Origin of the sequence: Diaphorobacter sp. HDW4A, assembly GCF_011305995.1 — a bacterium.
Taxonomy (GTDB): Bacteria; Pseudomonadota; Gammaproteobacteria; order Burkholderiales; family Burkholderiaceae_C; genus Diaphorobacter_A.
The window spans coordinates 3,675,913-3,689,747 of the sequence record NZ_CP049910.1 but is presented as its reverse complement, the minus strand read 5'-3'; the positions used below and the strand labels follow the sequence as shown (position 1 = coordinate 3,689,747).

14 protein-coding genes and 1 tRNA gene are annotated in these 13,835 nt (G+C 61.1%); 4 read left to right on the top strand and 11 right to left on the bottom strand.

Annotated features, from left to right (window positions below):
* Nucleotides 1-68: 68 nt before the first annotated feature.
* The 4 genes from G7047_RS16840 to G7047_RS16825 are packed head-to-tail and all read right to left on the bottom strand — an operon-like array spanning nucleotide 69 to nucleotide 3,787.
* On the bottom strand, nucleotides 69-917 hold the full coding sequence (locus G7047_RS16840; protein ID WP_166307832.1) for an ATP-binding cassette domain-containing protein: 849 nt from the start codon (nucleotides 915-917) through the stop codon (nucleotides 69-71).
* Nucleotides 914-1,933, bottom strand: coding sequence for an ABC transporter ATP-binding protein (locus G7047_RS16835; RefSeq protein ID WP_166307829.1), 1,020 nt, complete (start codon nucleotides 1,931-1,933; stop codon nucleotides 914-916). Before G7047_RS16835 ends, G7047_RS16840 begins: the two co-directional genes overlap by 4 nt.
* Before the next feature lie 16 nt (nucleotides 1,934-1,949).
* The gene (locus G7047_RS16830; RefSeq protein WP_166307826.1) at nucleotides 1,950-2,828 is read right to left on the bottom strand and encodes an ABC transporter permease; all 879 of its coding nucleotides are present in this window, start codon (nucleotides 2,826-2,828) and stop codon (nucleotides 1,950-1,952) included.
* Nucleotides 2,825-3,787: an ABC transporter permease gene (locus G7047_RS16825; protein WP_166307823.1), complete on the bottom strand. Its 963-nt coding sequence runs from the start codon at nucleotides 3,785-3,787 to the stop codon at nucleotides 2,825-2,827. The genes G7047_RS16830 and G7047_RS16825 overlap by 4 nt, the downstream gene beginning before the upstream one ends.
* Before the next feature lie 162 nt (nucleotides 3,788-3,949).
* Between G7047_RS16825 and G7047_RS16820 the strand changes: the two genes are divergently transcribed.
* Both G7047_RS16820 and G7047_RS16815 read left to right on the top strand, forming a co-directional pair.
* Nucleotides 3,950-4,213, top strand: coding sequence for a YfhL family 4Fe-4S dicluster ferredoxin (locus G7047_RS16820; RefSeq protein ID WP_166307820.1), 264 nt, complete (start codon nucleotides 3,950-3,952; stop codon nucleotides 4,211-4,213).
* A gap of 309 nt (nucleotides 4,214-4,522) precedes the next feature.
* Nucleotides 4,523-4,768 carry a hypothetical protein gene (locus G7047_RS16815; RefSeq protein ID WP_166307817.1) on the top strand — a complete coding sequence of 82 codons (246 nt, stop codon included), beginning with the start codon at nucleotides 4,523-4,525 and terminating at the stop codon, nucleotides 4,766-4,768.
* A 97-nt stretch (nucleotides 4,769-4,865) separates the two neighbouring features.
* On the opposite strand, the gene pth is transcribed toward G7047_RS16815, so the two are convergent.
* From pth to G7047_RS16780, 7 genes are all read right to left on the bottom strand, one after another.
* Nucleotides 4,866-5,495 (bottom strand): aminoacyl-tRNA hydrolase, encoded by a 630-nt coding sequence (gene pth, locus G7047_RS16810; protein WP_166307814.1) that lies wholly within the window; start codon nucleotides 5,493-5,495, stop codon nucleotides 4,866-4,868.
* 117 nt (nucleotides 5,496-5,612) lie between these two features.
* Nucleotides 5,613-6,242, bottom strand: a complete 630-nt coding sequence (locus G7047_RS16805) for a 50S ribosomal protein L25/general stress protein Ctc (protein WP_166307813.1) — start codon at nucleotides 6,240-6,242, stop codon at nucleotides 5,613-5,615.
* Between the two features lie 165 nt (nucleotides 6,243-6,407).
* Nucleotides 6,408-7,382, bottom strand: a complete 975-nt coding sequence (locus G7047_RS16800; protein WP_166307810.1) for a ribose-phosphate pyrophosphokinase — start codon at nucleotides 7,380-7,382, stop codon at nucleotides 6,408-6,410.
* A 47-nt stretch (nucleotides 7,383-7,429) separates the two neighbouring features.
* Nucleotides 7,430-7,506: transfer RNA gene (locus tag G7047_RS16795), tRNA-Gln, on the bottom strand.
* 24 nt (nucleotides 7,507-7,530) lie between these two features.
* Nucleotides 7,531-8,394 carry a 4-(cytidine 5'-diphospho)-2-C-methyl-D-erythritol kinase gene (gene ispE, locus G7047_RS16790; RefSeq protein ID WP_166307807.1) on the bottom strand — a complete coding sequence of 288 codons (864 nt, stop codon included), beginning with the start codon at nucleotides 8,392-8,394 and terminating at the stop codon, nucleotides 7,531-7,533.
* Nucleotides 8,395-8,457: 63 nt separating this feature from the next.
* Nucleotides 8,458-8,955, bottom strand: coding sequence for a lipoprotein insertase outer membrane protein LolB (locus tag G7047_RS16785; RefSeq protein ID WP_166307804.1), 498 nt, complete (start codon nucleotides 8,953-8,955; stop codon nucleotides 8,458-8,460).
* Nucleotides 8,952-10,694, bottom strand: a complete 1,743-nt coding sequence (locus tag G7047_RS16780) for a tetratricopeptide repeat protein (RefSeq protein WP_240939159.1) — start codon at nucleotides 10,692-10,694, stop codon at nucleotides 8,952-8,954. Before G7047_RS16780 ends, G7047_RS16785 begins: the two co-directional genes overlap by 4 nt.
* Before the next feature lie 152 nt (nucleotides 10,695-10,846).
* Here G7047_RS16780 and mutM point away from each other — a divergent pair, with 152 nt between their 5' ends.
* Both mutM and G7047_RS16770 read left to right on the top strand, forming a co-directional pair.
* Nucleotides 10,847-11,662: a bifunctional DNA-formamidopyrimidine glycosylase/DNA-(apurinic or apyrimidinic site) lyase gene (gene mutM / locus G7047_RS16775; protein ID WP_166307798.1), complete on the top strand. Its 816-nt coding sequence runs from the start codon at nucleotides 10,847-10,849 to the stop codon at nucleotides 11,660-11,662.
* A gap of 176 nt (nucleotides 11,663-11,838) precedes the next feature.
* A complete protein-coding gene (locus G7047_RS16770; protein WP_166307795.1) occupies nucleotides 11,839-13,812 on the top strand; it encodes a dynamin family protein in 1,974 nt (657 codons plus the stop codon).
* Nucleotides 13,813-13,835 lie beyond the last annotated feature (23 nt).

Here is a 13,835-nt window from a genome sequence, read left to right as displayed (position 1 = left end):
GGCAAGCGGTCTGCGTATCAACCGTGTTTTACTACAGATGCGAGCGTCCGCACAGATAGGAATGATGCTCAGGCTACCCTGCGTGCCGCACGGCGCGCGCGTGCGAGACCCGGCGCAATCTGAGGCACCGCGTTCACCAGCGTCTGCGTGTAGGGATGCTGCGCCTGCGTGAACAGTTCGGCGGGCGTGCCGCGCTCGACGATCTGTCCCTGATGCATGACGACGACCTCATCGCACAGATGGCTCACCACTGCGAGGTCGTGGCTGATCAGCAGATACGACAGGCCCGATTGCTGCTGCAGGTCCTGCATGAGGTTGAGCACCTGAGCCTGCACCGACACGTCGAGCGCGCTGACCGGTTCGTCGGCGACGATGAGGCGCGGTTTGGTCATCAGTGCTCGCGCAATCGCGATGCGCTGGCGCTGCCCGCCCGAGAACTCGTGCGGAAACTTCTCGACATCGGTGCTGCGAAGACCCACCTGCGCAAGCACTTCGAGCGCGCGCTCGCGCATCTCGCCCTTGTTCGCACGCTGCAGCGCGGCCATGGGTTCGGTGATGATGCGCGCCACCGTCTGACGCGGATCGAGCGAGCCGTAGGGATCTTGAAACACCATCTGGAAATCGTGCCGGGCCTCGCGCAATGCTTCAGGTTCAAGCCGGTGCAGATCACGCCCGAGCAGCTTCACGGTGCCCGATGTCGGCGCATCCAGCGCCATGACGAGACGTGCGAGCGTGGACTTCCCCGAGCCCGATTCACCGACCACGCCGAGGCTCTTGCCAGCTTCGAGTGCGAGGTTCACGCCGCGCAGCGCATGCACCTGTTCACGCGGGCCGAACAGCGAGGCGCGCGACAAGTCGTAGCTGCGCGTGAGATCATGCACTTCAAGCAGGGAGGTGCTTGTGGGGCTAGTGGTCACGCGTGTGCTCCGTTCTCGGCTGAGATCGCCTCGGGCCGCAGGCAGCGGACCTCATGGTCTGCTTCCAGCACTTGCGCCCTCGGCCGCTCGTGCGAGCAGGCGTCGATGGTGAGCTCGCAGCGGCCCGCGAACGGGCAGCCACGTGGTAGATCGACGAGTTCCGGCACGGTGCCGCGAATCGTCTGCAGCCGTGTTCGGCCTTGACCGAGCGCTGCCATGCGCGGGCGCGCCGCTAGCAGTCCGCGTGTGTAGGGGTGGGCCATGTGGTCGAAGACCTGTACGGTCGAGCCGCTTTCGACGACGGTGCCGCCGTACATCACAAGCATGCGGTCCACGTTCTGCGAGATCACGCCGAGGTCGTGGGAGATCAGGATCAGCGACATGCGTCGCTCGTCCACCAGATCGGCGATGAGGTCGAGGATCTGCTGCTGCACGGTCACGTCGAGCGCGGTCGTCGGTTCGTCTGCGATCAGTAGATCGGGGTTGCAGGCGAGCGCCATCGCAATCGTGATGCGTTGGCGCTGCCCGCCCGAGAACTGGTGTGGGTAGGCATCGAAGCGCTGCGCGGGCTGCGGAATGCCTACGCGCTCGAGCAGCGCGAGCGCGCCTTCGCGGGCCTCGCGCGCCGAGAGGTTCTGGTGCAGGCGCAGTGGCTCGGCTACCTGGCGGCCGATGGTGTGCACCGGATTCAGCGCGGTCATCGGTTCCTGAAACACCATGGCCATGCGGTGGCCGCGCAGCGCGCACATGGTCTTGTCGGAGAGTGCCAGCAGCTCCTGGCCGTCAAAACGCACGCTGCCTTGCGTCGTTGCGGTCTCGGGCAGCAGGCCCATCAGGGCCATGGCGGTGATGGATTTGCCACTGCCCGATTCGCCGATCAGCCCCAGCGTTTCGCCGCGCGCGAGCGTGAAGCCCACGTCGCGCACGGCCTGCGCGGGCCCGCGATGCGTGTTCAGCGTGATGCCGAGGCTGCTGACTTCGAGCAGGGGTTGGGTGCTTGTTTCGTTGTGGTTCATCGCGTGTCACCTCCACTCAACGTTGGCGCGCAAGGCGCGGATCGAGCAGATCACGCAGACCGTCGCCGAGCAGGTTCAGTCCGAGCACCGTGAGCGCGATGGCCACGCCGGGCCAGACCGAGAGCAGCGGGTGTTGGAACATCAGCGTTTGCGCCTCGGCCAGCATGCGGCCCCACGACGGCTCGGGCGCCTGCGTGCCAAGGCCCAGATAGGAGAGCGCGGCCTCGGCGAGGATGGCGAGCGCAAACTGGATGGTCGCCTGGACGATCAGCGCGGGGAGGATGTTGGGCAGCACATGATCGATGGTGATGCGCCACGGCCCCTTGCCGCAGGCACGCGCGGCGAGGATATAGTCGCGCGCCCAGATCTGCTTGGCCGATGCACGCGTCACGCGTGCGAACGTGGGGATGTAGAAGATGCCGATGGCGATGATGGCGTTGCGGATGCTTGCGCCGTAGACGGCGGTGAGCATGATGGCCAGCAACAGCGCGGGAAACGCGAAGGTGAAGTCCGCGATCCGCATGACGACCTCCTCGACCCAGCCGCGACGCGCGGCGGCGAGCAGGCCGAGCGCCGTGCCGATGAGCAGGCCGATGCCGACGGCGATCACGCCGACCATGATGGAGCTGCGCGCGCCCACGAGCAGCGATGAGACGATGTCGCGGCCATAGGCGTCCGTGCCCAGCCAGTAGGTGCCGCTGGGTGGCTGCAGGGCTGCGTCCATGTTCACGGTGTAGGCGGAATGGGGTGTCCAGACGAAGGACAGGGCGGCCATGCCGAGCAGCAGCAGCGTGAGCGCCGCACCGATAGCAAAGCTGTAGTTGCGCAGCGCGCGATGCCAGAATCCCGGAGCGCTCGTGGGGACCTTGGACGGGATCGTGGTCGCGGTCTTCACAGTTCACCCGCCTTCACGCGCGGGTCGATGACGGCGTAGAGCACGTCAACCATGAAGTTCACGACCACCACCATCGCGGCCAGCAGGAGCACGCAGTTGCGCACGACGATGAGGTCGCGGTTGGCGATCGACTGGAAGATCAAGCGCCCGAGGCCCGGCAGGTAGAACACGTTCTCGACGACGATGGTCCCCGCAAGCAGGTTGGCGAACTGCAGCCCCATGACGGTGATGACCGGAATCATCGCGTTGCGCAGCACATGCTTCCAGAGTGCGGCACGCTGAGTCAGGCCCTTGGCCCGGGCAGTGCGCACGAAGTCTTCGCGCGACACGTCGAGCACTGCCGAGCGCGTGATGCGCGCGAGGATCGCAGCCTGCACCACGGCGAGCGCGATGGCGGGCAGCAGCAGCGCCTGCAGTGCAGCAAAGAAGCCGCCGCCGTCGGCCTTGCTCCAGCCGGGAAAGCCGCCTGCCGCAAACCACTGCAGCTTCACCGAGAAGACGAGAATCAGCAGGATCGCGAACCAGAAATTGGGAATCGCGATGCCGATCTGCGCGAGCCCCATGATGCCCACGTCACCGAGTTTATTGTGCCGCGACGCCGCGTAGATGCCGGCGGCCAGTGCGATCAGCGTGGTGAGGATCATTGCCATGATGGCCAGCGGCACGCTGAGTGCGAGGCGCTCGAAGATCAGTTCGCGTACCGGCGAGCCATAGGTGTAGCTTGTTCCCATGTCGCCTTGCAGCAGCCCGCCCACCCACTGCAGATAGCGCGTGAACGCGGGCTGGTTCAATCCCATCTGATGGGCCAGTTCGGCCACGGCTTCAGGCGAGGCATCGGGGCCAAGCGCCACCTGCGCGGCGTTGCCAGGCAGGATTTCCAGGACGATGAAGACGACCGCCGAGGTGGCCAGCAGCGTCACCATCAGAGTCAACAGGCGCTTGAGGAGAAAGAAAGCCATGGGTTGCGAGCATAGCGGCAAAAACCGCAGCTTGCCTTGGGCCATGCAGCGGTGCTGGGTGCTATCGGGCCGGGCATTGGATAATCAGGGTATGGTCACGCGCAGTTCACCACTTTTGTCCCTATTCACTGTTCATCGCCTGAGTGCGGGGAGGGCCGCGCCATGGCTTTGATGATTACGGATGAGTGCATCAACTGTGATGTGTGCGAGCCAGAGTGCCCTAACCATGCGATCTACATGGGGGAGGAGCATTACGACATTCATCCGGACAAGTGCACTGAATGCGTGGGGCATTTTGAAGAGGCGCAGTGTGTGGCGATCTGTCCTGTGGCTTGTATTCCGGTGAATCCGGGGCATGTCGAAAGTCGGGAGACTTTGATGGAGAAATATCTGCGGCTGCAGGGGGATGCTTCTCCTGCTGCTTGAAGCGGCGGCTTTCGCTCTCCCTCTCCCGCTTGCGGGGGAGGGCTGGGGTGGGGGCTGGCATCCTATTTTTTCGGTCCTCTGCTGGGGCGTCGCTTACGGAGGCCGGGAGTTCCGCCCGGCGGCGGAGTAACTTTTTGGTCTTGCCCAAAAAGTCACCAAAAATGCGCTCTCAATACCCGCGGCAGAACTCACTGCGCGACTGCGTCGCTCCGTTCGGACAACCGCCGCGAGCTAGAGGTTTCATAAGAGGAATATTCGGCACGTCGCTTCGCTCGTGGCGTTCATCTCGCGACTTCGCGAGATGTTGGTGTGCAAGAACTGCGTGATTTTCGAGCGGCCGTTCAAGCACTGCAAACTCAAAAACGCAGTGGGCGTTCGAGCCCCAACGCAGCCATGCAAATGCCCCTGCACGAGCGCAGCGACGTGCCGTACGCACCTCTTTCACAACTGACTTCCGGCGGTTGCCCGAGCAGAGTGACGAAGGAACGCCGCGAGTTCCGCCGGATGACTTCCAAGCGCGTTTTTGATTACTTTTTGCGCGCAAGCAAAAAGTGATTGCCCCGCCGGGGGCAATCCCGGCCTCCGCCCTCAAACCAAGAGCAAGAGTCAAAAACCCAAACCGATCATCAAGCCCGGCACGAGCCAAGCTCGCTCAGTCTTTCGGCACCGCTTCCACAGGTTGGGATGGTTTGGGTGGTTTGGGCCTCGGAGGCTTGTTGGTGTGGATCTGGAGCGTGGCTTTTTCCATGTCGCCTTCGACCAGTACAGGCCAGGACTTGAGCGAGTGGAGGATGCTGTCGTCGATCAGTTTGCGCTGGTCTGGTGATGGTTTCTTGAGCACCCAGTTCACGACTTCGGATTTGACGCCAGGATGGCCGATGCCTACGCGCAGGCGCCAGTAGTCGGCTGAGCCGAGTTGGGCGTGGATGTCGCGCAGGCCGTTGTGGCCAGCGTGGCTGCCGCCGCGTTTGAGTTTAGCTTGGCCGGGGGGGATGTCGAGTTCGTCGTGGACGACGAGGATTTCCTCGGGCTTGATCTTGAAGAAGCGGGCGAGGGCGGCTACGGATTTGCCTGAGGCGTTCATGAACGTCTGAGGTTCCAGTAGCCAGATGGTGTTGCCGCCGACGGTCGCTCGGGCCATGAGACCGTAGTAGCTGCGTTCGGGGAGCAGATTCACCTTGAGGTCGCGTGCGAGCTCGTCAATCCACCAGAATCCGGCGTTGTGGCGGGTGGCTTCGTATTCGGGACCGGGGTTGCCCAGGCCGACAAACAGTTTGATCATGATGTCTTGAATTATCGTGTGGGTCGCAAGTCCTTGTTGAGGTTGCTGCGTCCGCCACAAAGCAAAACGGCCCACCGAGGTGGGCCGTTGCGACGCTAGTCAGAGAGGCAAGAAGAATTACTTCTTGCCCTTCTTGGCTGCGGGTGCTGCAGCAGCTGCTTCGCCTTCGGCAGGAGCAACTTCTTCAACCGCTGGCAGAGCGATGGACACCAGAGAGGGGTTCTTGCCGCCACGGACCACAGCGGAAACGCCCTTGGGCAGCTTCACGTCGGAGGCACGCAGAGTTGCGTTCTTCACGAGGCCGCTCAGGTCCACTTCGACGAACTCTGGCAGGTCGGAAGGCATGCAGGACACTTCCAGTTCGTTCACCAGAACGGTCACGAGGCACTTGTCGCCCTTGACCGCTGGGGATTCTTCCACACCCTTGTAGTGGACTGGAACCTTCATGTGCAGCTTGGTCTTGGCGTCGACGCGTTGGAAGTCAACGTGCAGAACCAGTTGCTTGTAGGGGTGGAATTGCACGTCACGCAGCAGAACCTTGGATTCCTTGCCGTCCACTTCCATGTCCAGCACGGACGCGTGGAAAGCTTCCTTCTTCAGGGCGTGCCACAGGTTGTTGTGGTCCAGCTCAACCAGTTGGACTTCGCCAGCACCACCGTAGACGATACCAGGTGTGCGACCCGAAATACGCAGACGGCGGCTCGCACCCGTACCTTGCTTGGCGCGCTCAAAAGCGACGAATTTCATAACTAACTCCTAGATGGGCCGACCGCGACCAGTCTGACCCTGTTTCAAAGAATCGGCGCGCATTTCCTTGGAATGATGCGTATGCCGATCCGGCTTTTTCCTGTATCCCGAACAGCACACAAGCCTCCCGAGGGAGGCTTGGCGCTTTCGACAACGTCCGACGTATCAGAAGTTGCTGTTTTGATCGGAGAACAGGCTCATCACCGACTCGCCCGTGTTGATGCGGTGGATCGTCTCAGCAATCAACGGCGCCACGGACAGTTGGCGAATCTTGGCACATCCCTTGGCGGCGTCGCTCAATGGGATGGTATTGGTTACTACGACTTCGTCCAGAGCCGACCCCTTGGCGATACGCTCGATGGCGGGGCCAGAGAAGATTGGGTGGGTGCAATAGGCGTAGACGTTCTTGGCACCGCGCTCCTTGAGCACTTCGGCTGCCTTCACAAGCGTGCCGGCAGTGTCGATCATATCGTCCATGATCACGCAGTTGCGGCCGTCGATGTCGCCGATCACGTGCATCACTTCCGACACGTTCGCCTTGGGACGACGCTTGTCGATGATGGCAAGGTCGGTTCCAAGCTGCTTGGCCAGAGCACGTGCGCGGACCACGCCGCCCACGTCGGGGCTCACAACAATCAGGTTCTCGTACTTCTTCTGGTTCAGGTCGCCCAGCAGAACAGGGGAGGCGTAGATGTTGTCGACGGGAATGTCGAAGAAGCCTTGGATCTGGTCAGCATGCAAATCCATGGTCAGCACGCGGGCAACGCCCACGGTCTGCAACAGGTTTGCAACCACCTTGGCCGAGATCGGCACGCGCGAAGAACGCGGGCGACGATCCTGACGGGCGTAACCAAAGTAGGGAATGACGGCGCTGATGCGTTCGGCGGAGGCACGCTTGAGTGCATCCACCATGATCAGCAGTTCCATCAGGTTTTCGTTGGTGGGCGCGCAAGTGGATTGCACGACGAACACATCGCGAGCACGGACGTTCTGCTTGACTTCGACGGTTACTTCACCATCGGAGAAGCGACCCACATCCATTGCGCCGAGATTGGTTCCGAGGTGCTTGACGATTTCTGCGGCCAAGCCTGGATTGGCATTGCCCGTGAAAACCATGAAGTCTGGGTTATTGGCTTGCATGAGCGGCTCAGTGATCTGAACTTGAAGTCCCGTATCGGGAAATTATTTGGCAGGGGAAGAAGGATTCGAACCTTCGCATGCCGGAATCAAAATCCGGTGCCTTAACCAGCTTGGCGACTCCCCTACACAGGTCAATTGCCGGAAGCAATCAACCTATATCCTTTTCTGTAGCCCAACCCACCAGAGGATGAACTGCCAGAGTTTTGCATACTTTGATTTTCCAAGCGCTTGGCGCATCGGTTAAATCTGCTGTATGCGGCATCTGTGCAAACACTGCACTTCCTGAGCCCGTCATTCTAGCATCCATTTCCTTTGATTTCAAAAAGTCGATGACTTTTTTTATCTCTGGACACAGCGCCTGAGCGACTGGCTGCAAGTCGTTGCCACCGAATTGGTGGTGTGTTGCAGCGAAGTCTTCGATTGTAGCATGCTTGGAATCGCGTTTCAGGAAAGGGTTCGAAAAAATCTCTTTCGTATCCAATCCTGCTTCGGGCTTCACTACTGCAAGGGTTGCTTGCGGCGGTAGCTGCTGCGAATCGAGAGGTTGAATTATGTCACCGATTCCACTCACAAAAGCCATTTTTCCGAATAAAAAAAATGGAATATCGGCGCCAAGTTTCAAACCAATGGCTGAAAGTTGTGATAGCGGAAGATTCAGCCCCCATAATCGATTGAGTGCTAAAAGCGTGCTGGCGGCATCTGAAGATCCGCCACCCATGCCGGCCTGCGCAGGTACGCGCTTGTAGATGCCGATGTGAGCGCCCAAGTGTGTCCCTCCAGCATGCTGCAGTGCACGCGCTGCACGGGTGCACAGATCGTCGGGTGGCAGGGGCGCAGAGAGGTCCTCGCGAGTGATCTGGCCGTCTTGGCGCAGCTCGAAGTGCAGCGTGTCGTGCCAGTCGATGAGTGTGAACACGGATTCGAGCAGATGGTAGCCATCGTCTCTTTGGCCGGTGATGTGCAGAAAGAGGTTGAGTTTGGCCGGGGCCGGCACGTCGTAGATGGCCTGCATGGCGATCGTCTGCTTTCTGATGTCTGGTTTGTCAGCCGGGGAAAAAAGGAAAAGGCCGCCGTCTCAGTGATTGAGGACGATGCGCAGCACGGCGCCGGGCTGTGGCGAGAAACGTGTTGCGGTGAGGCGGCCGCTGTCCATACGACTCAGGTCGGCGGTCCAGCCGGTGACTTTGACGTCCACGCCGCGCAGCCAGCCGAACAGGGCCTGAATCGGCAGGTCGTTGCCGGTGAGCTGGATGAGCAGGGCGCTCAGGGAGTCGGATTCAAGCTTCTGATCGGGCGAGTCCAGGTTGGCGAGCCCAGGCGACCATTGGAGTTTGGCAAGCACATTTCCGAGCGGGTTGTAGAGCGTGAGGTTGCCGCGATCCGCGTCGCCTGAGAGGTCAAAGCCCGCGCTGAAGTTTTTCTCTGCACCTTCGTCGACCTGAAGCCCAAGGCGTCCGGTCCAGAAATCCTCGCCATTCAGGGGGGCGCTCGGGTCACGCTTGGGCTGTGCGCAGGCCGCGAGCAGTGCGGCTGCTCCCAGCACGATGGTGCGGCGGTGCAGGGTCTGGTTCAAAGCCTGACTCCGAGTCGCTTAAGCGTTTCGACCAGCGTTTCGTTGTGGGGATCGGACTGGCGGCCCTTGCGCCAGACTTCGCGTGCCTTGTCTTGCTGGCCCATGCTCCAGAGAACTTCGCCATAGTGCGCGGCGATTTCAGCGTCCTGCTGTTGGGTGAACACCTTCTCGAAGATCTGTGCGGCTTCTTGCTTGTTGCCGAGGCGGAACTCGACCCAGCCCTTGCTGTCGAGGATGAATGGGTCTTCGGGCGCAAATGTGAGAGCGGCGTCGATATGCGTCTTGGCCTCTTCCAGTTGCACTCCGCGGTCGGCCAGCGAATAGCCCAGTGCGTTGCGTGCGTGGTAGTAGTCGGGCTGGCGGTCGATGATCTTGCGCAGCAACCGTTCCATCTCGGGGAGATTATTGGCTTTTTCCGCGAGCATGGCCTGTTCGTAGACCAGATCGTTGTCGTTCGGGGTCAGCGCGGCAGCCTTGCCGACTACGGTGACCGCTTCGGCGAACTGCTTGGACTCCTTGAGCACCTGGGCATCGGCGAGCAGCTTGCGCTGCAACTCTTCGTTGTTGCCCGCGGGCAGGGACTGGATCAACGCGCGAGCCTTGGGCAGGTCGCCCTGCTTGGCCAACAGCGAGGCCTGCTGCACGCTCACCGAGAAGTCACCGGGGGCGACTTTGTCGGCTTTGGTTAACCACTCCTGGGCCTTGGGGAAATTGTCGCTGTCGGTTTCGATCTGTGCGGCCATCAAGTAAGCGCGCGAAAGTGCCTTGGCCACGCTGGGATTGTCGGCCTTCGGCTCGGACAGCGTGATGTAGTGCTGCAGGGCGACTTTGGCGTCATCGGGGCGCTTGCCCTGGATATCGAGCGAGGCGCGCACCAGCCAAGCATCGGCGAGTTCAGGGTTGCTCTCGGTGAGCAGGGTCAGTTGCTCGCGGGCTTCTTCAGTGCGGCGGTCCTGCAGCAGAAAGCGGGCGTAGTTCATGCGCACTTCGGGGCTGGGCCGACCTGCAAGGTAAGTCTTGAGCAGATACTGAGCACCGGGCGCGCCCACATCGACGAGCTGCAGCGCGAGCGTGCCAGCACCTTCGTCGGTCGCATCGAGTGCCATGGCCTTCTTTGCGGCTTCAAGTGCGCCGGCGGTGTCGTCGGCAGCCAGCCGCATGCGGCCGATGGTGGTCCAGGCGGTGGGGCCGGTGCTGGGGTTGTCCAGTTCACCGGAAACGGCGGTTTCCACGACCTTGGCGGCCAGTGCCTTGTCGCTCACGCGGCCATAGATCTGCGGAAGCGCCTTGAGCGTGAGAAGTTTGACGCGCTGATTGGACAGAGCCAACTCTTGCTTGAGCAGGCCTGAAGTGTCGTCAATGCGGTTGAGGATCACCAAAATCTGCAGCAAATAGCGATTGGCGTCGCGCGAATTGGGAAAGGCATCCTTCCAGGCATGTGCCGCTATCAGCGCGCTTTCCGCTGAGCGCGACTGCAGTGCAATCTGCGTAGCTCGCTGATAGAGTTGCTCTTGACCGCTGCGCCGTGCAGCGTCCAGCATGAGCGCGTAGCCAGAGGCCGCGTCACCTTGGCCCGTGGTCATTTCGCCCACAAGCAGCTCATAGAACAGCTCCGCATCCACGGCCGCCTTGGCGTCGCTAGAAGGCTCTTCCTCCGTAGGCAGTGCGGTGACGGACTCGGGCGCGGCAGGTGCCTGCGCCCAGGAAACATGGGCGTACATGGCCATGGCCGCGGCCATGGCAACTGCCCGTAAACGATGAATTTGCACCATCAGATCATAATAATCCATGCTCGGGTCTGTTCCTGAGGTTCTTGGTTCATGCACGCAATTCCACTCATTCGTGAAACTGTGGCTTGTCGGCCCATTTGTACTGGAAAGTGATTGTTGATATGCCAGAGTTGCCGGAGGTGGAGGTCACGCGGCGCAGCTTTGCTGAACAGATCAGCGGAGCGCAGATAAGTTCTGTCTTTCTTGGCAAACCATTGCGTTGGCCGCTGGGCGTTATGCCCGATTCCCTTATCGGCCGCACGGTGCTGCAGGTGCGGCGACGCGGAAAATATCTGCTGGTGGACATGGATCGCGGCATGCTGATGCTGCACCTGGGCATGTCGGGCAGCCTGCGTTTTGCGGACGAATTGCCGCCGCTTGGTTCGCACGACCATTTCCAGCTCAGCACCACACGGGGCCTTTTGCGGCTGCACGATCCGCGCCGCTTTGGCGCGGTGCTTGCGCTGGATGGCGAGAGCGATCCGTTCGCCGTCAAGCTGCTTTCAAAGCTGGGCCCGGAGCCGCTTGATGACCATTTCGAATTCGATGATTTCAAAAAAGGACTCAAAGCGAGCCGTCTGCCGATCAAGCAGTTGCTGCTGAGCGGCAAGGTGGTTGTCGGTGTCGGCAACATCTACGCATCCGAAGTATTGTTTCTATCCGGAATCAGACCCACCACGCCAGCCAACAAAATAGGCCCGGCGCGTGCATTGAAATTGCACACGGCCATTCGCGAGGTGTTGGCCAGGGCTGTGGCCACGGGTGGCAGTACGCTGCGTGATTTTTCTGCGGCTGATGGGAATGCGGGGCACTTTCAACTCGAGGCCAATGTGTACGGGCGCGAGGGACAGCCGTGCAAGATCTGCGCCGCGCCCATCAAGATGCTGCGCCAAGGCCAGCGCAGCACGTTCTTCTGCGCACGCTGCCAGAAACCTTAGTCGTGCTCCTGAAGGTGGCGATTCCGGCAGTGTTGTCTATCTGTGAAGTCGAGTCGTTAGACCGCAAATGCTTTGGCGCTTTCCCATGTTGCGATGCTATATTGCGTTATATAGGCAACTTTCATATCAATCACCATTCAATGGTTGATACGATATAACAATAAAGCAGAATCATCGTGGGACCCTCATTCAACGAACAGTTTGACCAGCACGGCGTGTGGAAGCGCGCATTCGCCCAGCAGCTCAAGCAGTTGGCAGAATGGATGAACGCGCATGACCTGATGGACGCTTCCATCGAGGAGCGACTGCAGCGCCTTGAAGAGCAGGTGCGCAGCGACAAAGTGATGGTTGCGTTCGTGGCCGAGTTCTCGCGCGGCAAGTCCGAGTTGATCAACGCGATTTTCTTTGCCGACTATGGTCGCCGGATCATGCCCGCCAGCGCTGGGCGTACGACCATGTGCCCGACCGAGTTGTCCTACGAGGTGGACACGGCCGCGAGCCTGCGTCTGCTGCCCATCGAGACGCGACTGCAGCCGCAGGGGTTGGCCGAGTGGCGCCTCAAGCAACATCAGTGGACCGAAATCCCGCTTGAGATCGATGATGCCGATCAGATGGCGAGATCGCTAGCCAAGGTCTCCGAAGTGCGCACTGTGACGATTGACGAGGCCCGCGCGCTGGGCTTCTGGCATGACGAATCGCCCGACGACAATCCATTGGCCGATTCCAAGGGCATGGTCGAGGTCCCGATGTGGCGCCATGCGCTCATCAATGTGCCGCATCCGCTGCTCCAGCAGGGGCTGGTGATTCTGGATACGCCTGGCCTGAACGCCGTCGGCGCCGAGCCGGAACTGACCATCAACTTGATTCCACAGGCGCATGCCGTGGTCTTCATTCTGGGTGCGGACACGGGCGTGACGCGCTCGGATCTGTCGATTTGGCGCGAGCATCTGGGCGCATCGGCCGAGAACAACGAGACACGCATCGTCGTTCTCAACAAGATCGATACGCTGTGGGATTCGCTGAACACTCCCACTCAGGTGCAGGACCAGCTCGATCAGCAATGCCGCAACTCAGCGGACATTCTGGGCGTTTCGCTGAGCCAGGTGGTACCGGTGTCGGCGCAGAAGGGGTTGGTCGCCAAGATCAATGCGGACGATGTGCTGCTCGAGGCCAGCGGTCTGCCGCATCTTGAAGAAGCGCTCGGCGAGGGTATCCTTGGCCGCCGCCAGTCCATTCTGCGCGGCGTCGTCGCCAATGGCGTGAACGGCCTGCAGGCCGAGACTACGCGCGTGCTCAACATCCGCCGCCGCGACCTCGATGACCAGATGTCCGAGCTCAACAGTCTGCGTGGCAAGAACGCGACGGTGATCCAGGCGATGCGAGGTCGCATCGAGCTGGAGCAGCGCGAGTTCGACTCCAGCGCCGCCAAGGTGCAGGCGCTGCGTGCCGTGCATCTGAAGATGATGCGCGAGGTCTTCCACAAGATGGGCTCGCGTGCGCTCAAGGCCGAAATGGCGCCGCTCGCCGAAACGCTGCAGGGCGGCATGTTCAAGCTTGGCCTTCGCAAGGTGTACGCCGAAACGCTGGAGCGCGTTCGTGGACTGATGCAAGGCTCTCAGGCCTCGGGCCTCGAGATCCGAGACATGCTGAGCGGTACGTTCCGTCAGCTCAATGCGGAATTCGGCTTTTCGCTGCAGGCGCCCGCTGCGCCGCAGTTCGAGTCGTACATTGCGGACGTCATCGAGATCGAGCGTCGCCATGAGCAATACATCGGCATGGGCAATGCCCTGCGACTGGCCCAGCCGGAGTTCTCGCAGCGTCTACAGCGTGGTCTCACGCTGCGTCTGCGTGCGGTGCTCGATTCGGCTTCCAACGAGTTGGAACTCTGGAGCAAGTCTGCCACAGCGCAGCTTGATGCCCAGCTGCGTGAGCGCAAACGCAGTTTTGCACGCCGCATCGAGGCGGTTGACCGCATCCAGACTGCGGCGAACGGTCTCGCTGAGCGCATCGCGGAAATCGAATCGGCCGAAGCGCACCTCAAGGAGTTGGAGCAGCGCCTGAACAGCCTGACGGATCGCCTCGTGCACACACCGCTGGCACCGCAGGAGCGCATGTTGCAGCACGACGAGGTTGACCTGCTTTTTGATTGATAGGTGCACCCTCTGAGTCGCTT